Source organism: Botryobacter ruber (assembly GCF_003347595.2).
Taxonomy (GTDB): domain Bacteria; phylum Bacteroidota; class Bacteroidia; order Cytophagales; family Hymenobacteraceae; genus Pontibacter; species Pontibacter ruber_A.
The window spans coordinates 100,599-119,131 of the sequence record NZ_QCZK02000038.1 but is presented as its reverse complement, the minus strand read 5'-3'; the positions used below and the strand labels follow the sequence as shown (position 1 = coordinate 119,131).

14 protein-coding genes are annotated in these 18,533 nt (G+C 50.7%); 5 read left to right on the top strand and 9 right to left on the bottom strand.

Features of this window, described 5'->3' with window-relative positions:
- Positions 1-29: 29 nt before the first annotated feature.
- The 6 genes from ccoN to DCW36_RS12185 all read right to left on the bottom strand — a co-directional run bounded on the left by ccoN (position 30) and on the right by DCW36_RS12185 (position 9,141).
- Positions 30-2,222 (bottom strand): cytochrome-c oxidase, cbb3-type subunit I, encoded by a 2,193-nt coding sequence (gene ccoN / locus DCW36_RS12210; protein ID WP_240676158.1) that lies wholly within the window; start codon positions 2,220-2,222, stop codon positions 30-32.
- 261 nt (positions 2,223-2,483) lie between these two features.
- A complete protein-coding gene (gene ccoS, locus DCW36_RS12205; RefSeq protein ID WP_114781572.1) occupies positions 2,484-2,672 on the bottom strand; it encodes a cbb3-type cytochrome oxidase assembly protein CcoS in 189 nt (62 codons plus the stop codon).
- Positions 2,673-2,865: 193 nt separating this feature from the next.
- Positions 2,866-5,271 (bottom strand): heavy metal translocating P-type ATPase, encoded by a 2,406-nt coding sequence (locus tag DCW36_RS12200; RefSeq protein ID WP_114781571.1) that lies wholly within the window; start codon positions 5,269-5,271, stop codon positions 2,866-2,868.
- A 474-nt stretch (positions 5,272-5,745) separates the two neighbouring features.
- Positions 5,746-6,177, bottom strand: coding sequence for a helix-turn-helix domain-containing protein (locus DCW36_RS12195; protein WP_114781570.1), 432 nt, complete (start codon positions 6,175-6,177; stop codon positions 5,746-5,748).
- Positions 6,178-6,821: 644 nt separating this feature from the next.
- Entirely contained in the window at positions 6,822-7,394 is a 573-nt protein-coding gene (locus DCW36_RS12190) for a plastocyanin/azurin family copper-binding protein (protein WP_240676157.1), read from the bottom strand.
- The gene (locus DCW36_RS12185) at positions 7,378-9,141 is read right to left on the bottom strand and encodes a L,D-transpeptidase family protein (protein ID WP_240676156.1); all 1,764 of its coding nucleotides are present in this window, start codon (positions 9,139-9,141) and stop codon (positions 7,378-7,380) included. The genes DCW36_RS12190 and DCW36_RS12185 overlap by 17 nt, the downstream gene beginning before the upstream one ends.
- Before the next feature lie 454 nt (positions 9,142-9,595).
- On the opposite strand from DCW36_RS12185, the gene DCW36_RS12180 reads away from it, so the two are divergent.
- The gene (locus DCW36_RS12180; RefSeq protein ID WP_114781569.1) at positions 9,596-11,398 is read left to right on the top strand and encodes a M1 family metallopeptidase; all 1,803 of its coding nucleotides are present in this window, start codon (positions 9,596-9,598) and stop codon (positions 11,396-11,398) included.
- A 161-nt stretch (positions 11,399-11,559) separates the two neighbouring features.
- On the opposite strand, the gene DCW36_RS12175 is transcribed toward DCW36_RS12180, so the two are convergent.
- The gene (locus DCW36_RS12175; protein ID WP_114781568.1) at positions 11,560-12,048 is read right to left on the bottom strand and encodes a YciE/YciF ferroxidase family protein; all 489 of its coding nucleotides are present in this window, start codon (positions 12,046-12,048) and stop codon (positions 11,560-11,562) included.
- 520 nt (positions 12,049-12,568) lie between these two features.
- Here DCW36_RS12175 and DCW36_RS12170 point away from each other — a divergent pair.
- Positions 12,569-13,429, top strand: coding sequence for a cyanophycinase (locus DCW36_RS12170; RefSeq protein WP_114781567.1), 861 nt, complete (start codon positions 12,569-12,571; stop codon positions 13,427-13,429).
- A gap of 99 nt (positions 13,430-13,528) precedes the next feature.
- Here DCW36_RS12170 and DCW36_RS12165 read toward each other — a convergent pair whose 3' ends face one another.
- Positions 13,529-14,455, bottom strand: a complete 927-nt coding sequence (locus tag DCW36_RS12165; protein ID WP_114781566.1) for an isoaspartyl peptidase/L-asparaginase family protein — start codon at positions 14,453-14,455, stop codon at positions 13,529-13,531.
- A 169-nt stretch (positions 14,456-14,624) separates the two neighbouring features.
- Here DCW36_RS12165 and DCW36_RS12160 point away from each other — a divergent pair, with 169 nt between their 5' ends.
- The 3 genes from DCW36_RS12160 (at position 14,625) to DCW36_RS12150 (ending at position 17,355) form a co-directional block, all read left to right on the top strand.
- A complete protein-coding gene (locus DCW36_RS12160) occupies positions 14,625-14,996 on the top strand; it encodes a DUF3127 domain-containing protein (RefSeq protein ID WP_114781565.1) in 372 nt (123 codons plus the stop codon).
- 128 nt (positions 14,997-15,124) lie between these two features.
- Positions 15,125-15,748: an RNA-binding domain-containing protein gene (locus DCW36_RS12155; protein WP_114781564.1), complete on the top strand. Its 624-nt coding sequence runs from the start codon at positions 15,125-15,127 to the stop codon at positions 15,746-15,748.
- A gap of 125 nt (positions 15,749-15,873) precedes the next feature.
- Positions 15,874-17,355 carry an ArnT family glycosyltransferase gene (locus tag DCW36_RS12150; RefSeq protein ID WP_114781563.1) on the top strand — a complete coding sequence of 494 codons (1,482 nt, stop codon included), beginning with the start codon at positions 15,874-15,876 and terminating at the stop codon, positions 17,353-17,355.
- 62 nt (positions 17,356-17,417) lie between these two features.
- Here DCW36_RS12150 and DCW36_RS12145 read toward each other — a convergent pair whose 3' ends face one another.
- Positions 17,418-18,314: an aldo/keto reductase gene (locus tag DCW36_RS12145; protein WP_114781562.1), complete on the bottom strand. Its 897-nt coding sequence runs from the start codon at positions 18,312-18,314 to the stop codon at positions 17,418-17,420.
- Positions 18,315-18,533 lie beyond the last annotated feature (219 nt).

Genomic DNA, 18,533 nt, shown 5'->3' with positions numbered 1-18,533 from the left:
TGGCTGCCGTTGTCTGTCGTTCATTTATATTATTCCGCTGCTTCTGCTTTTACCTTGATGTCGGTACCCAGGCGTTGCAGGTAAGCAATCAGGGCTACGATCTCCGCTTCAGGCTTTACTTCCAGTCCTTCCTTCGCCAGGTCGGCTGTTATCTGGTCGGCCTGCATTACGAGTTCCTGGTTCGCATTCGCGATATATTCGTCTTCGTAAGGCACACCCAGCTTTTTCAGCGTCTTCAGTTTATCCTGTGTGGTGTTCAGATCAATTTCCTGCTCAAACAACCAAGGGTAAGGCGGCATGATAGAGCCTGGCGACATAGACGTTGGGTCGAGCATGTGGTGGTAGTGCCAGGAGTGCGGGTACTTGCCTCCTACCCGGTGCAAATCCGGACCGGTACGCTTGGAGCCCCACAGGAAGTTGTGGTCGTACACGAACTCGCCTGCTTTGGAGTACTCGCCGTAACGTTCGGTTTCGGAACGGAACGGACGAACCATTTGGGTGTGGCAGTTCACGCAACCTTCTTTGATGTACAGGTCGCGGCCCTGCAGTTCCAGCGCCGTGTAAGGCTTCACGCTGTCAATAGTAGGCACGTTTGATTTGATAACGAAGGCCGGGATAAACTCTACCAGGCCACCAATCAGGATTGCTACGGTCGCCCAGATCGCCATTTGCGTCGGACGCTTCTCGATCCAGCTGTGCCAGTGACCAGCGTTGTGGCTCTGCTCTTTTACAATAGCAGGCGCTACGGCTGGCTCATCGCCAATCAGGCTTCCGGCTTTGGCTGTTTTGTACAGGTTGTACACCATCAGGAACACCCCGCTCAGGTACAGCACCCCGCCAATACCGCGCATGTAGTACATCGGCACGATCTGTAGCACAGTCTCCAGAAAGTTAGGGTACTGCAGCGTACCTTCTGCTGTGAACTGTTTCCACATCAGGCCCTGGGTAAAGCCGGCCCAGTACATCGGGATAGCATAGAACAGGATACCCAACGTACCCAGCCAGAAGTGTGTATTCGCCAGTTTTTTAGAGTGCAGCTTTACATTATACAGGCGCGGGAACAGCCAGTAAAGCAACGCGAAGGTCAGGAAGCCGTTCCAGCCCAGGGCACCTACGTGCACGTGTGCTACAATCCAGTCGGTGAAGTGGGCGATGGCGTTTACGTTTTTCAGCGACAGCATCGGACCTTCGAACGTAGCCATACCGTAAGCCGTGATGGCAACGACCATGAACTTCAGCACCGGCTCTTCGCGCACCTTGTCCCAGGCGCCGCGCAGCGTGAGCAGACCGTTGATCATACCACCCCAGCTAGGGGCAATCAGCATGACGGAGAACACAACCCCCAGCGACTGTGCCCAGTCAGGCAGGGCAGTATACAGCAGGTGGTGCGGTCCGGCCCAGATGTAAATAAAGATCAGCGACCAGAAGTGGATGATAGAGAGGCGGTAAGAGTACACCGGGCGATTGGCCGCTTTTGGCAGGAAGTAATACATCAGGCCCAGGAACGGGGTAGTCAGGAAGAATGCCACCGCGTTGTGGCCATACCACCACTGTACCAGTGCATCCTGCACCCCGGCATAACCCGAGTAGCTCTTCAGGAAGTTAACCGGCATTTCGTAGGAGTTCACAATGTGCAGCACGGCTACCGTCAGGAAGGTGGCAATGTAGAACCAGATAGCTACGTACATGTGCTTTTCGCGACGACGGGCAATGGTACCGAACATATTCCAGCCGAACACCACCCATACCAGCGTGATAGCGATGTCGATAGGCCACTCCAGCTCAGCATATTCTTTAGAAGTGGTAATACCTAAGGGAAGCGTGATAAGAGCAGCTACGATTATGAGTTGCCAGCCCCAGAAGTTGAGTTTGCTGAGCAAATCGCTGTACATGCGGGCTTTGCAGAGGCGCTGCAGCGAGTAGTAAACGCCCATAAAAATGGCATTGCCCACAAACGCGAAAATAACGGCATTGGTGTGCAAGGGCCTGATACGGCCAAACGTGGTGTACTGGGTGCCCATGTTCAGGTCCGGGTTCGCCAGTTGAAAGGCGATCAGCGTTCCGATGATCATACCGGCAATACCCCAGAAAACCGAGGCAATGGCAAAGTTTCTGACGATCTTGTTGTCGTAGAAGAACGTCACCGGCGCATCCTGGTCCTCGACTCTGGGCGGCGCTATGCTCCTGAGAGCGCGTTCATCGACTGCTACTTTAGTTGACATGTGCGGTGTCCTCCATTAGGTTTAAAAGTTTCGATTTGTTGATTTTTATTATTTGCTTGATGTTTTCATAAAATTCGACGCTACAAAATTGGAAAAGATGGGCCTTAAAAAAGATGACGAAAGTCACCTGCGGAGCTGATTGTCATCAGTTGCTGCGTCTGCAGATTGTATAGCCGGCAACCAGTGAAAACCAGGAGCAGTGGCTTTGGTGGCTGGTGCAGCAAAGTTTAGCCTGCTAAAAGCAGGGCATCACGCCTCTAATCAGGCAGTTTTTGGTTTGCCCGGTTCCGGCTTTCCGTTCGCCAGGGTAGTTTCATTTTCGAAAAGCATCCGGACGGCGGGTGTGTAATCGTCGTCGTACTGCCCCGAGCGAACAGCCCACAGAAAAGCGCCTAAGAAGCAACCCGCTACTGTTACGCTTATTCCTATTAGTAAGAAGATAATGAACATGACGTATAAAATTAAGAGTTAGAAAGTTAATACTGCCGCAAGTTTAGCGACAGCGTAACTTGTGGCTTTCTATACAGCAAGTTTTCAACTTGCAAATGCAGGTCTGCAGGTAAAGCAGTATGTAACACGGAAGCTGAAAGCTTCCACTATAAGAGCCACAAGTTACGCTGTCGCTAAACTTGCGGCAGTGGCACTATAAACCGGCCCGTTTAGCGGCGAACCTGACGGAGAGGGTGGCAAAAATGATAACACTCAGCGAGCTGATAGGCATGAGAATGGCGGATGCAATGGGTGTAAACAGCCCCTGCACGGCCAGTGTCAGGCCAACAACATTATAGATTAGCGACACTGCAAACGTGGCCAGGATAATAGTCATCGTCTTTTTGGAGAAAGCCAGGAACTTGCTCAGCTTATCGAATGCCGATGCATCCAGGATGGCATCACAGGAGGGCGAGAAGTTGGTGACGCTGTTTGTGAGGGCGATACCGGCGTCGCTTTGCTTTAGGGCGCCTGCGTCGTTCAGCCCGTCACCCACCATCAGTACCTGCCGGTTCTTGTTTTTCAGGCGCTGAATGTATTCCAGCTTCTGCACCGGCGACTGGTTAAAGTTCAGCGCAGCTTCTGCTCCCAACAGTTCTTTCAGGCGCGCCTCCTCGTGGTTGTTGTCCCCGGAAAGTACGGCCAGCTGCTTATCGCTCAGGTCGCTGAGAATTTCCCGCAACCCTTGCCGGTACACGTTAAAGAAAGTGTAGTAGCCCAGCACTACCCCGTCAACTGAAATGTACACGGTTGTTTTGAGGGCATCCTGCCCCTTTTCAACCGGCACACCCAAGTAAGCAGCTGAACCAATTCGCACCAGCATCCCGTTTACCTCGCCGGCCAGTCCTTTTCCGGCATATTCCTGGAAGTGCTGCACTTCCAGCGCTTCGCCCTGCAGCACCTGGCCAATACGCTGGCTCAGCGGGTGCGTGGAGTGGCGCAGCACTGAAAGTACTCCTTGCTCCTGCGCACCTGAAAGCGCTTTTCCTGTGTAAGTTATCTCGGCGGCGCTGGGCTCGGTTAGGGTACCGGTTTTATCGAATACCACCGTGTCAATTTTAGCCAGCGTTTCGACCACCGCCGTGTTTTTCAGGTAGAATTTATTTTTTCCGAACACCCGCATGGTGTGGCCGTGTACAAACGGCGTAGCCAGCGACAAGGCACAGGGACAGGCAATAATCAGCACCGAAGTAAAGGCTTTAATGGCCATATCCGCATCGCGCGGCACCCAGTAGAAGAGCGAACCCGCCGCCACCAGCAGGGTAACGATGATAAACCACTTGCCAGCCACGTTGGCGTAGGTCGCCACCGACTGCTCCTTGCTTTTGGAGAAGGCACTGTCGTTCCAGAGCTGCGTCAGGTAGCCCTGCGACACTTCTTTGACCACTTCCAGCTCCACGCTCTCTCCTACCTGGCGCCCGCCGGCGTAAATTACCTCGCCCACCACTTTCTCCACCGGCTCCGATTCGCCGGAAACAAAGCTGTAGTCGATCATGGCGGTGCCCCGCAGCAGGATGGCATCGGCGGGAATGAGCTCCTGGTTCCGGATACGGATGCGGTCGCCTATTTTCAGGTTCCGGACAGGCATCGAATCTTCTGTTCCGTCTTCTTTCAGCACCGTTACCGAAACCGGGAAATAGGAAGTGTAATCCCGATCGAAGGATAGGGTGTCGTAGGTCCGCTGCTGAAAGTATTTCCCGATCAGCATGAAAAACACCAGCCCCGTAAAGGAGTCGAGGTAACCGGGACCGCTGCCCGTTACGATGTCGTAGAGGCTCACGAAGAAGAGGGCCAGCAAACCGGTGGCAATAGGCAGGTCGATGTTTACCAGCCGCTGCTTTATCCCTTCCAGCGCGGAGGTAAAGAACCCGCGGGCGCTGTACAGGAGCACAGGCACCGACAGGAGAAGGCTTAAATAGCCAAAGAACGAGCCAAAGGTGCGTTGCAAGCCCTCTGTTACCGCCAGGTAATCCGGGAAGGCCAGCAACATGACATTGCCAAAGCAGAAGCCTGCGATTCCCAGCTTATAGATAAGCGTCCGGTTTTGCTTGTTTTCCTTCTTTCCATCGGTATCAGCCAGCGTGATAGCAGGCTCATACCCGATGCGCGCCAGCAGCTGTACCACTTCCCGCAGGCTTGTTTTCTGGTGGAAGTAGGTAATAGCGACCTCTTTCCGCATAAAATTCACCGTTGTCTCCGCAATTCCCCGGTTCAGCTTGAACAGGTTTTCGAGCAGCCAGATACAGGAACTGCAGTGCATCTGCGGAATGTAAAAGGTTAGCTTGCCAATCGTATCGTTCTTAAAGTTCAGCAGCTGCGTTTCTACACCCGCATAGTCGAGGTAGGCAAAGCGTGCTTCGGCCACCGGTTCTTTGCCCGTAATGCCCGGGTTCTGCTCCAGGTTATAGTAGGTACAGAGGTTATTCTCTTCCAGCAGCTCATACACCGCTTTACAGCCATCGCAGCAGAACACCTTCTCATTTACCACGATGGGTGCCTCGGCACAGGTGTCGCCGCAGTGGTAACAGTTTTGAATATTTGTTTTTAAGACAGCTTTCATGTCTGATTTTTTCAATTCCAGGAATTACAAAATTAACTTAATCCCTGCCCCTGAAAGATGACGTAGGTCAGTTCAGATGCTGATCCTCATCAATACATGAAGCATTCAATTTGACACTATGTGATTAGCTATTAACCGTTTAAACATTGACAATCACCCTGAAAAGAGAAGACAGGAACCAGCAAGAAACAAACACTCGCCGCTTAAATAGTGAAGGAGGGATTTCTGGGGAAGGATGTTGCAGAAGCAGCGGGAGGAGAGGCTGTGGTGGCTGCAGCAGAAACATGCGTGCAGGCAAGTGCAGCAGGCAGGGCTATCGTTTTTAGAATTTACAGCTAAGTAAAACGCTGCTGCACCAGCCTCTACACCCACTGCACCTCTTTTGGGAAGTTTATATACAAAAAATGAAGGGAAATGTTATCTGCAGCTGCCACCATTGCCACAGCACCACCCGGGACCGAATGTGCTTCAGGTTCAGACGGGGCTGTAGGTGTCAAAAGTCTTGTCGTCGTAAAAGATGATGATGCGCTCAATGGTTTTGCCAGCCTGTTTGGCCACAGGTCTTTTGGTTTCTACCTTCTCAGGTTTTTGTACTTTTTCCACGGGCTCTTCTTCGACCGTAACTTCCGTTGCAGGGGCTGCAGTTTTGGCCCGGAGCGCTTCCGGAGCGTTTGCAGCTACAGAATCAGCTGCTAATTTCTTTAGCATCTCCCCTTCTCCCAGTAAAAGCCAGTCCATATTTACATCGCGGTGGGCATCCAGAATCTTCATCACCACATCCAGGCTCGGTTTATTTCTGCCGCTAAGTATGTGACTGACAATGGCCCGGGGCACTTCTATCCCGTCGGCGAACTGTGTGGAAGAAAGGCTTTTCGCCTCCATTAGTTGTTTAATTCTCTCTATCATGACACCAAAAGGGATACTATTATCCTGCAGAAAAACACACCCGCAGGCTGTTTACATGGAGCTGTCAAAGCAAAAAAAGCAGCAAACTATGCTCTACTACAACTTTAATTTAATACACATAATATCCACACCACCAACATCATAAATTTGAATATCGTATTTTAACCCTACTCCTGTTTACAAATGTATATACTTTTGTAAACACTTAATAACAAAACTATATTTTATTTTAAACCCGCTGGTTTTAAGCTTAGATGGCTCAATTATTTGCGTAAAACCATGCTACTGTAGTCCGTCTGAACGGGCGCTTCTGACAGAGTGGCAGCCTCCGGAGCAGCGATTGTGGATAACTCGAGTTATCCACAATCGCTAACTATATCATGGATAACTACTTATGCGGCTGCACCTGTATGGTTGATTTATTATGCGGGAATGGCAGAGCGAACGGGTACCAGGAACCGGTTAAGCAGGAAGGAACCCGCGCTGCTTTCTGCCCAAGAAAAACCAGGCAAATAGGATTATAAAGATAGTACTGCTTTGTACTGCAGGTACAGCGCCAGCAAGAACGGCAGCCCCCTAAAAAGCAGCAGGGCTCCCCTATCCAGGGAGCCCTGCTGCTGCATTCATTCCAAAAAATTTAACTTCTACTTCACGATAATTTTACCGTGCATCTGCTGGTAATGCTCCGGATACGTACAAACGAAATCGTATGTAACCGGCTTGAGCGGCGCCTGGAATTTTACCTCAACGGTCTGCCCGGGAAGGGCCAGCGAAGAGGCTGCTATCACGGCAACATTTTCAGGAATATAATTTCCGGGAGCGCCTACTTTAGCTCCTTCCAGTGCCGCTTGTTTGTACTGCCCCTCCTTCGTAATAACGATGTTATGGATCATCGGCTTGTCAATACCCTCGTTTTCCAGCTTCAGTTTCACCAGTGCGCCGGCCATTACCTCCAGGGTATCCTTACTGAAACGGATTTCCTGCAGGTTGTTGCCAAGCGCCCGTATTTTCACCTCCTGCACCTTGTGCAGGATCGAATCGGTGGGGACATGCAGCGGATCAGCGGTATCGGCAGCGGCAGCATTTGCACGGTAATCCTTCTCCAGCAACTCCCGGGGCTGTTCCCTGGAGTCGCAGGCGCTCAGCCCTACTCCGAGCAGCACCACTGCTGCCACAGAACGGACAAACAGGCTTAACTGATTACCCAAAATACTCATTGCTCAGTTTTTTATCATGACCATAAATATCCTCTCTGAAATGGACCTCTCCATTTTCATCTACCCAGCTGGTAAAATAAACGAGGTACACCTGCACTTTTTTAGGCAAGGTTACCCAGGTTTCGTCGCCGCCGTTAATTGTTGCCTGTATCCGGTCTTCGGTCCATTCCGGCATATCCTGCAGCAGGTAGGTAGCCAGGTCCATGGGGCGTTCTACCCGCACACAGCCATGGCTGAACCCGCGCTGCGTCTGGTTGAAGAGCGACTCCGTTGGCGTGTCGTGCAGGTAAACCGAGAATTCGTTCGGAAACAGGAACTTAATAGAGCCCAGTGCATTTTTTCGCCCCGGACGCTGCCGTACCATATACGGAAAGTTTTTTTCGGTAACACTGGCCCAGTCGATCGAGCTGATCGGTATCCGCTTCGGGTTCTTCTCTTTGGTTACGATTTCCATATCCTCTTTGGCAAGCCAGTCCGGGTTACGCAGCATAGCTGGTTTTATCTCGTTTTCTACAATACTGTTTGGCACGTTCCAGTAAGGCGCCATCACCACAAACTCCAGCTTTTCGCTAAAGATCGGGGTTGAGTTCATGGTTTTTCCTACAATCACGCGCATTTCCTTTACCTTCTTATACTTCCGTTCCGCTTCCGGATCGTTGTCCGGGTCTTCGTAGATGTAGAGCTTGTACTCCGGAATGTTTACCCAGATGAACTTCTGATCCAGGCTTTTGGGTACCAGGCGTTTCGGAATCCAGCGCCAGCGCTCCATGTTAATGATGAGCTGATCAATCCGGTCATCTACAGAAACGTTCATGGCCTTCAGGGTATTGCCCCCTACTACCCCATCCGTATCCAGGCCATGCAGCATCTGGAAATGTTTTACCTGCTGCTCCAGCGCTTTATCGAACCGGTACAAACTGGTGTCGTTCATGCTGATCTTCTTTTCGGGGTTCAAACGTTTCCGGATAGACAGCACGGCCCTGGCTGTATCGCCTGGTTTAATAAACTTCCGCTTTCCCAGGTCTACGGTGGACCAGCCACCTTTTTGCTGCAGCTCCCGGTATTTTTTGAGCGACTCGCGCAGTTTTACATACCCATCGTGCAGGGCTTCAAACTCGTAGTAAGGGTAAGTGCTTTCACGCTCCTTCAGGATAGTCTGCAGCGCTTTGTGCAGTTTTACCTTGTTCTTTTTTACATTCCAGTTGATCAGGTTTGATTCGCCCGGGTTCAGGCGGCCTTTGTAAAAATCGGAAGCAAAATTGAAATAAGAAGCTGTCAGGGCTACATCTATTTCTTTCTGCAGCTGCGTTCGGGCAGTATCCCGCCTGCTCATGTCGTTGTACTGCTTAATTTTGCTACTGATATCCACCACCTTATACCGGTTGGGGTCCAGTCCTTCTTTTGCAGAGTGATTGACGGCCTCCATAAAATTTTCCGTTTGCGGCACCAGTTTTCCATCCTTAAACCAGGCCGATCGATAGTCGCGCTCCCCGTAGAAAAGGAACATCAGGTCCGCATGTTCCTTAAACTGCGGAATTTTGCTGATGTAATTCAGAATGTACAGGCTGTCTACCACTACAGGCGCAGCACTTCGCTCGTCAGCACTGCTAAATAAACCGCCCGACTCGTCGGTAGTTACACCTTCTGACTGCGTATCGTTGGCTGTTTTGTTGCAGCCAAACGCCATGTTAAGCCACAGAAAGGCCACGAGGTACCATATGTTTTTAGAATATTTGAAAGGGTTCATATGTTCGTTTCGTTTAATGCATTGCCCCACAGGGCTTTCAGATTGATACGGCTCCGGTAGTTCCGCCTCCAGCCGCTCTAAAAATAATACTATTTAAATTACGTTATTTTGAAAATTATGGCATTCTATATCTGTGTACTTCAAAACAGCACAAAATGTTATGAATGCCCGGAAAACACATGTTAATGCACGGCTTTTTAATTCTATAAACTACTTAACATAATTTACGCACTTTTAACAGCATGTGTTATACCCGTACCGGTGTGGCGGTTTCAGGAACAGGATTCCTTCTTCCGCCATGTCCCGAATTTTTCGTAAATAGCTTAACTTAGCACAAAAATCCCGACTACCCCTTATGACGCATTCCCCCATGTACCTGTTCAGGCTCTTTTGTTTGGCAGCTTTCCTGCCGTTTGCAGCCTGCAATTCCTCTACCTCAAACCAAGAACAAACTATGACAGAAAAAAAGGAAGTAGCCAACGCACCTGAAGATGTGCACAGCTTTGCCAAACCCACCGAAGCAGTAGCCAGGCACCTGGACCTGGATATCAACGTGAATTTTGATGAAAAGGTGATCAGCGGGCGGGCAACGTACCAGATAGAAAATCTCGCTAAAACAGATCATATCATTTTCGACACCCGCGACCTGGTGATCGAGAAAGCCTACATCAGCGACAGCCTGACCGAAACCACCTTTGAAATCGGTAAAGAACAGAAGCACCTGGGCCAGCCTTTGATCGTGGCCATTAAACCCGAAACAAAATCCGTTACCATTCAATACAAAACCAAACCGGATGCGGCGGCCCTGCAGTGGCTTAACCCGCAGCAGACAGCCGGCAAACAGCACCCTTTCCTCTTCACGCAGTCGCAGGCCATACTGGCCCGCACCTGGATTCCGATTCAGGACAGCCCGGGCATCCGGATTACCTACAGCGCCAATGTGAAAGTGCCGCCGGCCTTACTGGCGCTGATGAGCGCTGAAAATCCGCAGCAAAAGAACAGCACCGGCGAGTACCGGTTTTTCATGAACCAGCCTATCCCGTCGTACCTCATGGCTTTGGCAGTGGGCGACCTGGTGTTCAGCCCCATCGGAACGAGCACCGGGATTTATGCTGAACCTGCCACCATAGCCGCTGCAGCACATGAATTTGCCGAACTGGACAAAATGCTGGTGGCTGCCGAATCGCTGTACGGCCGCTACCGCTGGACCCGCTACGACCTGCTGGTGCTCCCTCCTTCTTTCCCGTTCGGGGGCATGGAAAATCCGCGCCTGACCTTTGTTACTCCTACCATCCTGGCCAAAGACCGCTCGCTCACCAGCCTGATTGCCCATGAGCTGGCGCATAGCTGGAGCGGAAACCTGGTTACCAACGGCACCTGGAACGACTTCTGGCTGAACGAAGGTTTTACCGTTTACTTCGAGCGCCGCATCATGGAGCAGCTGTACGGGAAAGAATATGCCGATATGCTGGAGGTGCTCGGTTACCAGGACCTGCAGCACACGCTGGAGGAACTTGGCCCGAAAAGCGAAGATACCCGCCTGCAACTGGACCTGGAAGGCCGCGACCCGGACGAAGGACTGACGGACATAGCCTACGAGAAAGGAAATTTCTTTTTACGGCACATAGAGCAGGCTGTAGGAAGAGAGCGCTTCGACCTGTTTCTGAACAAGTACTTTAACACCTTCGCCTTTAAAAGCACCAATACCGACCGTTTCCTGGAGTTCCTGCGCACCGAACTGATCAAAGGCGACGAAAAACTGGCCCGCAAAATAAATATCGAGGGCTGGGTGTTTTCGCCTGGCTTACCGAAAGACCATTTGGTACCTGCCTCCAAACGCTTTGAGCAGGTAGAACAGGCGTATAACAGCTGGAAAAACGGAACCCCTGCCGCACAACTCAACACCAAAGACTGGTCGAGCCACGAGTGGCTGCACTTTATCCGGATGCTGCCCGAGCCAATGACAACACAGCAGATGGCAGAACTGGACAAGGCCTTTCACTTTACCAACTCCGGCAACTCCGAGGTACTGGCCGCCTGGTTCCTGCATGCCATCCGGAACAACTACACCACCGCCGACCAGGCCCTGGAAACGTTCCTGACCAACGTAGGCCGCCGGAAATTCCTCGTGCCTATTTACAAAGCGCTTACAGCCACACCGGAAGGCAAAAAGAAAGCCCTGGCCATTTACGCGAAAGCCCGTCCGAACTACCATGCCGTTTCCACGAGCACGCTGGATGAGCTGCTGAAAAAATAGCAGCGGCACTTATAAAAAAAGCAGCCCCGGAATCAACCGGGGCTGCTTTTTGTGTTCGCATGTAAACCATCGCCAAAAAGAAAGCTCTGCCAACTTCTGACCGGCGAGTAGCACGGGGAAGGACAGAGCTTCTTTTGTATGGTCAGAAAAATGTACCTTGCTTATTCAGCTTTTACATTGATATTTTTCTTGGCAATCGTAGTGAGCAGCTTGTCTGTTTTCTTTTCTTCTTCCAGCGTGGTATGCAGCTCGTTCAGCACATCGGTCAGCCCTAATTGCTTGGCGAAAGTACACACAGTGCCATAAGCAGCAATTTCATAGTGTTCTACACGCTGGGCGCAGGCAATAAGCGCGGCATCCATTACGGCTGCTTCTGCCTTCTCGCTCAACACCGATTCACACTCGTTGATGATACCTTCCATGGCCAGACATTTTGTGCCTTTTGCCTTCATTCCCAGCATATTAAACACCTTTTCTAAGCGCTCAATCTGCTTTTGCGTTACCTGAAGGTGATCCTCAAATGCAGCTTTTAGTTTATCGGAAGAGCTTGCCTTCATCATTTTTGGAAGCGCTTTCGTAATTTGTTTTTCTGCATTAAATATATCCTGTAATTCGTGAATAAAAAGGTCGTTCAAATTATTAAGTTTCATAGCTTGGAAAGGTTTATTCGTTTAATTAAAAAATTTAAAATCGTTCCTATTCTATACGGGGAGTATATGCACGGGTTGAAAAAAAACACATCATTACCCGCATAAAATTGATTATCAGGCAAATAAATAAAAACACCTGCAAGCCCTCATCCTGCCCGCCGGCTTTTGTTCACCTTCCTGCACGTACCTGTTTAGTTATATTGGTGAAATTACGTAAGCGAGTCCTTCTTAACAGTACCTGGAGCGGCCAGCATGTTTCCGGCTTGCTTGGGCGTTTTGATACTTGAAAAAAATACTGCTGCACCTGCCACCACAGCCACTGCTGCTGCAGTAGCTGTATTTCATGTTCATAAAATTGGCCTTTAACAGTTTCCGGACACTTTTTTCAGGTTGGAGCAGCCTGCCTGTAACGATTTCAGCTAAAATGGGTACTTTATCCTAGCACCCGTCCTGGCGAGCTGCCAGGAACGTAGAACTGAAAGAAGTAACGAACTTTTACTGTACTTAAAACACAACCGAAGTGGACAAACCCAAAGGAAAGCTGATTGCCGTTGGCGGAAACGAAGACAAAGGAACCTATCCAAACCCGAGGTCCCGAAAAAAATATTACCTGGATTTTTTTGAACTCGGCATCTTAAAACGCTTCTTAAATGAAATTCCAGCCGAAGAACCAACGATAGAGGTCATCACCACCGCGTCGCTTATCCCGGAAGAAGTCGGGGAGCGCTATACGAGCGCCTTTGGCATTTTGGGTTGCGAAGGTGTTGGCATCATGCACATCCGCGAAGAAAAAGACGCCCTGCAGCCCGACTACCTCGAGCGCATCAAAAAAGCAGACGGAATTATGTTCAGCGGAGGCGACCAGTCGCGGCTTACCCGCATGTTTTGCGATACGGAGTTCCTGGACATACTCAAGCACCGCTACTGGAACGAAGATTTTGTAATTGCCGGCACAAGCGCAGGCGCCATGGCCATGTCGGAGGTGATGATAAAAGGAGGCAGCGCCAAAGAATCGTTGCTGAAAGGAGCTGTAAAAATCGGACGTGGGCTTGGCCTGATCAGTGGCGTTATCATCGACTCCCACTTTGTGATACGCGGGCGCTTTGGCCGCTTAATGGAAGCTGTTGTTGCCCACCCCAATACCATAGGCATTGGCTTAGGAGAAGACACGGGCGTGCTGATAACGGAAGGACACATGATCGAAACCATCGGCTCGAACCTGGTAGTGATCGCAGACGGCCATGCGCTGGGGTACACCAATTACCCGGAGATAGAAAAAGGAAGACCGGTAGCCATTGAAAATATGCTGATGCACGTGCTCTCCAAAGGTAACGTGTACGACATTGAAACCAGGGAATTCTCGACACACCTGGTTACCTGATCTCATCAACTTAAAGTTCTTTCCGGAAAGGAACAGCAGTGGCTGTGGTGGCAGGTGCAGCAGAATTTTTTACAGCGATGCGGGAGCGCCAGTACCTGCTTAGCGCTTGTAAATAGCCACCCACGCTGCTTCGCCCTGTTTTCTGCAGGCCCGGTACATGCCTTCGGAGTTAAAAGGAAGCGCTACCTCTCCGGAAGTGTCCAGTGCTACCAGTCCGCCTTCGCCCCCGAACTTCACCAGCTTGTCCATCACTACATAGTCGCAGGCCTGCTGCAGGGTATAGCCTTTGTACTCCATCAGGCAGGATACGTCGTAGGCCACCACGGCCCGCAGGAAATATTCGCCATGCCCGGTGCAGGAAACGGCGCAGGTACGGTTGTTGGCATACGTCCCGGCGCCAATCACCGGTGAATCGCCTATCCGGTTAAAGTTCTTGTTGGTCATGCCACCGGTAGAGGTAGCGGCAGCCACATTGCCCCGTGCGTCCAGGGCCACGGCCCCTACCGTACCAAATTTCTTTTCCTGGGAATGGTCCAGCATAAAATGGCCGGTGTCCCGCACTTCGCACCATTGTTTGTAGCGGTAGGGGTCGTAAAAGTATGCTTCCGGCTCAAAAGCAAGCTTGTGCATGCGGGCAAATTCTTCGGCTCCATACGCGCTCATAAACACATGTTCGGAGCGTTCCATAATAGCCCTCGCCAGCACCACCGGGTTCCGGATACTCCGGACACCGGCCACGGCACCCGCTTCCAGCGTTTTACCCCACATAATGGAGGCATCCATCTCATGCTTTCCTTCTTTGGTAAACACAGAGCCTTTGCCTGCATTGAACATGGGCGTGTCTTCGAGCTTTACTACTGCCTTTTCGACCGCATCCAAGGCCGAACCACCGTTTTCCAGCACCTGGTACCCGGCATCCACTGCTGCCTGTAGGGCTGCTTTATAGGCTGCTTCAAGTTCGGGCGTCATCGATGCCGGCGTTATGGTGCCGGCCCCACCATGGATGGCAATGGCTAGTTTGGTCATGTGATTTGCTGTTTCATTTTATAAGTAGCTACTCTTTACGCCTGTTTGCAGCTGCCTGTTTTATCTTCCTGCATAACCGAAAAAATATCAATTCAAAAGGTGCCGGGTGTTCTACAATAGGCCTGCATTTTGTATATTTGTGTTATTCAAAATCAAAAAAAAGTAAATTATGTCGTTTGATATTCAAGGTAAGCTGTACGAGGTGTTTGAGGAACAGCAGGTGAGTGAGAAGTTTAAAAAGCGTGAATTTGTGCTGGAAATTCCTGATGGTTCGTACACGCAGTACGTAAAGTTTCAGTTAACACAGGACAAATGCTCCCTGTTGAACCAATATAAGCAAGGTGACGAGGTGAAAGTGACGTTTAACCTGACAGGTAAGCCCTTTGTGAAGAACGGTTCTACCATGTATTTCACGAACCTGCAGGCCTGGCGAATTGAAGGTGCCTCTAATAATGCAGGCGCTCCTGCCGGCGCCCCTGCCTTTTCTGAGCCTGCCCCATCGTTCTACAGCAGCGATGCTGACAATGACCTTCCTTTCTAAAGCATATTATTCACTGATAGAAAAGCGAGCCCAACGGTTCGCTTTTTTTATGCAGCACGGGCAGCAGCGGCAACAAAAGCTGCGTTTTTTGTGTTATATAGCAAAGGTAAACTTCCCCACCCCAACCCATGGACGAACTGCAACGCCTCATCTGGCTAGGAGAGAACGACAAAGTAGATTTTAAGCAACGCGTTACACAGCCTGAAAAAATTGCCCGTACGCTTGTTTCATTTGCCAATACCCGGGGCGGTAAAGTACTGGTAGGTGTAAAAGACAATGGAACGATCTGCGGCATCGATCCGGAAGAGGAAAAACATACCTTAGACCTGGCGGCTGCCTTTTACTGTGACCCGCCGGTTACCCTGCACTACGAAGAAGCCGAGATTGAAGGAGACACCATTTTGATTGTTACCATTCCGGAAAGCCCGGAGAAACCGCACCTGGCCAAAGTAAAGGAAGATGACTGGCGCGGCTATGTGCGTGTGAAAGACACCAGCGTGCAGACGAGCAGGTTAGTCGAAAAAAGCCTGCAGCAGCCGGAGCCGCCCCTGTTTGAGCCCCTGCCCCTCGACCGCCACGAGCTGGCCGTGCTCGATTACCTGCAGCTAAACCCACGCATCACGCAGCGCCAGTACATGAAACTGGCGAACCTGTCGGAGCGCAGGGCTTACCGCATCCTGGTAAAGCTGGTCATCCACGGCTACCTGCGCCTGCACGACAAGGAAAAAGAAGATTACTACACGCTGAGTTAGGAGTAAGCAGGTGCAGTGGCTGTGGTGGCGGGCGCAGCAGAAGATACGCAGATCAGGAACAAGCGGGCTTAATCATTAATATTCAGTATATTCGCGTTTCCTTTCAAATATTATCACCCTTCTGAATGAACATCAGTAGCGTAGTAAAAGCGGGCATACTAGTTACCATACTCCTTTTTATATACAGCCTTTTTGACCGGGCACCCGACACCGACGATGCCTGGATTGGAGAACAGGCCTACTGGATGTCGAAGCTGGGCTATGTGAAATCGGAACTGATGCGGGGCATAACGATGCAGGAAGTACGCCTGATCTGCCACCACAAGCTGCTCACACTGCATGGCGCCTTGTTCATTCACCTGTTCGGCTTTTCGCTGGCAACGCTGAAGGCGGTTAGCCTGCTTTACCTGCTGCTGTTTATTGGCGTTTTTACTTACCACACCTATAATAAGGTGCTTTCCCCTGAGGCTTTTTACCTGGCCCTGCTGTTGCTGCTGAGCAATGCGCTGGTGTTCCAGTATGCGTTTGTGTTCCGCCCGGAGATCATGGTCATGACGCTCGGCTTTATCTCCTACACTTTTCTGTCGAAGGCGCTGCAGGAAGACAGGCGGAATTACAGCGCTCTGCTGCTAAGCGGGCTTTTTGCAGGACTTTGTGTAGCGGCACACCTGAACGGCATTATTTTCCCGGTAGCCGGCTTTCTGCTGCTTATCTGGAACAGGAAAGTGACCGGCAGTTTGCTGTTTGGCTTGGCTACCCTGCCCACCATAGCCATTTATTTTTACGACTTCACGCCCGAGTTCAACTTTAAATTCTGGCATTACCAGTTGTTCGAAAATCCGTATTTCGATGCGAAGCGGAAGCTGCCGTACGGCCTCTCCTACCTGCTGAATATTGTAACGGAACAGAAACGCTTCTTTCATAGCCTGAAGGAGATATCCTTTTCCGTTTTATTTCTGGTGGCGTTCTCGGTTGCCTACAGCCACCTGAAGGCGCACCGGAACCTGATGCGCTACCTGGGGCTGCTGGTGTTGTTCCTGGCATTGGTGTCGATGCACAAAACTCCCAAGTACCTGCTGCTCACGCTTCCTTACTTTTTGCTGCTGCTCGTACTGGCGCTGCGCCACCTCTACCACTGCGCCCGGGCCGAGCAGGTAATTGCCGGAAAGTTTACCTATAAAAAACTCTTACCCGCCCTCAGTTTCCTGCTGGTAGTGTACCTGCTGGTGAACACCTTCTATAACCTGTATACCGTGCGCGAGGAATCCGTTATTGCCAGGAACAACCGGATTGCAAGGCAGTATATCCGGGGAGATGCACAACAGTACCGCATTGTGGCCCCTATGAGCTTTATCTTTAACCAGATCGATGATTTTGAGGCCATCCAAAGCGAAATGGTATATGGCGAAAAGCAGAAAACGAACGAAGCCTTAAAAAAAGAAAAGTTCCTGAACCTCACCGGCAAGTATGGGATCGACTACATCATCCTCTCGAAAGAATATATTGATAAGCTGGAAATGCAGGAACTGACCGAAAAAGAAATCCGGAACCAGGATTTTGAACTGCTCACTTCCAGCCAGAATTTAATGGTTCTGAAAAGAAGATAACCTGCTCCCTGTCATGCAACCTTCCGTTATCAAAGGTTAGTTAAGAGCACAACAACCGGTAGCTACCGGTGCTGTTCATACACGTTAGCACGGACTGCCTTTTTGAGTACCTCACGTTCAGCCTCGCTTAGGGCTGGAGTACCAGCAGCCTGTAGTGCTTCCTGCAACTGCTCGGGCGTCCGGATTCCGGTAACGGCAGTCGCAACAGCCGGGTGGTGCAACACATACCGTAATGCTACTTCGGCAGCACTGTTTCTTTTGGCGGCAACAGCCTGTACGGTAGCTGCCACAGCCTGCACCTCTTCGCTGGAAAGGCCCAGGTAAGGCGCGGGTTCTTTTCCCAGCAGCAGCCCCTGCGCATAGGCACCTCTTGCCAGCACGCTTATCCCCTGCTCCTGTAACAGCTCCAGCACGGTTTCCTCGGGCCGGCGGTCCAGCAAACTGAACTGCATCATCACACTTACGATGCCGGAGCGCTTTACGTACTCCCGGATCACGTTGGGCCTGATGGAAGAGATGCCATACTGCCGGATCTTGCCCTGCTGCTTCAGGAGCTCAAAGGCAGCGATCGTTTCATCTATCGGGTCTTCTATAGTGCCGCCATGCAGCTGGTACAGGTCGATGTAGTCGGTTTGCAGCCGCTGCAGGCTCTGCTCCACCGCCTGCAGGATATAGGCTTTAGTAGGATTCCAGTCCCAGCCTCTTCCGTCGCTGCGCCAGGCATTGCCGACTTTGGTGGCAATTACAACTTTGTCGCGCATGCCCCGGAAGGCTTTGCCCACCGTGCGTTCGTTTGCTCCTTTTTGGTAAAGATCGGCTGTATCAAAAAAATTGATACCCTGGTCGAGTGCCTGGTGCAGCAGTTTTGCATTTGCGGCATCATCCCCGCCCAACGACATGCATCCGAAACTAATTTCGCTTATGCTTAAGTCAGAATTTCCGAGGTTGTTATACTTCATGTGCAGCAACAGTTATGGCTAAAAAATCTAAAGCTAAAGTTATTATTTCTGTTCCGGAAAACAACCCACCCCACCGGAAAACAAGCCATTGGGTACTGAGTTCTTATTTTTCGTGATGCCTGAAATAAGCACGATTTCTAGCTTGTTCCGCTACAGGTTTATCTACTGCCAATTTCAAATATTTATGTCATTACTATTATGAAAAATGAAAAGGGAAAA

Coding starts and splice junctions, on each gene's coding strand:
- DCW36_RS12190 (WP_240676157.1), bottom strand. CDS start 7,394: ATGAGTATTTTGGGTAATCAGTTAAGCCTGTTTGTCCGTTCTGTGGCA.
- DCW36_RS12155 (WP_114781564.1), top strand. CDS start 15,125: ATGGACGAACTGCAACGCCTCATCTGGCTAGGAGAGAACGACAAAGTA.
- ccoN (WP_240676158.1), bottom strand. CDS start 2,222: ATGTCAACTAAAGTAGCAGTCGATGAACGCGCTCTCAGGAGCATAGCG.
- DCW36_RS12145 (WP_114781562.1), bottom strand. CDS start 18,314: ATGAAGTATAACAACCTCGGAAATTCTGACTTAAGCATAAGCGAAATT.
- DCW36_RS12165 (WP_114781566.1), bottom strand. CDS start 14,455: ATGACCAAACTAGCCATTGCCATCCATGGTGGGGCCGGCACCATAACG.
- DCW36_RS12185 (WP_240676156.1), bottom strand. CDS start 9,141: ATGAACCCTTTCAAATATTCTAAAAACATATGGTACCTCGTGGCCTTT.
- DCW36_RS12180 (WP_114781569.1), top strand. CDS start 9,596: ATGACAGAAAAAAAGGAAGTAGCCAACGCACCTGAAGATGTGCACAGC.
- DCW36_RS12200 (WP_114781571.1), bottom strand. CDS start 5,271: ATGAAAGCTGTCTTAAAAACAAATATTCAAAACTGTTACCACTGCGGC.
- DCW36_RS12150 (WP_114781563.1), top strand. CDS start 15,874: ATGAACATCAGTAGCGTAGTAAAAGCGGGCATACTAGTTACCATACTC.
- ccoS (WP_114781572.1), bottom strand. CDS start 2,672: ATGTTCATTATCTTCTTACTAATAGGAATAAGCGTAACAGTAGCGGGT.
- DCW36_RS12160 (WP_114781565.1), top strand. CDS start 14,625: ATGTCGTTTGATATTCAAGGTAAGCTGTACGAGGTGTTTGAGGAACAG.
- DCW36_RS12195 (WP_114781570.1), bottom strand. CDS start 6,177: ATGATAGAGAGAATTAAACAACTAATGGAGGCGAAAAGCCTTTCTTCC.
- DCW36_RS12175 (WP_114781568.1), bottom strand. CDS start 12,048: ATGAAACTTAATAATTTGAACGACCTTTTTATTCACGAATTACAGGAT.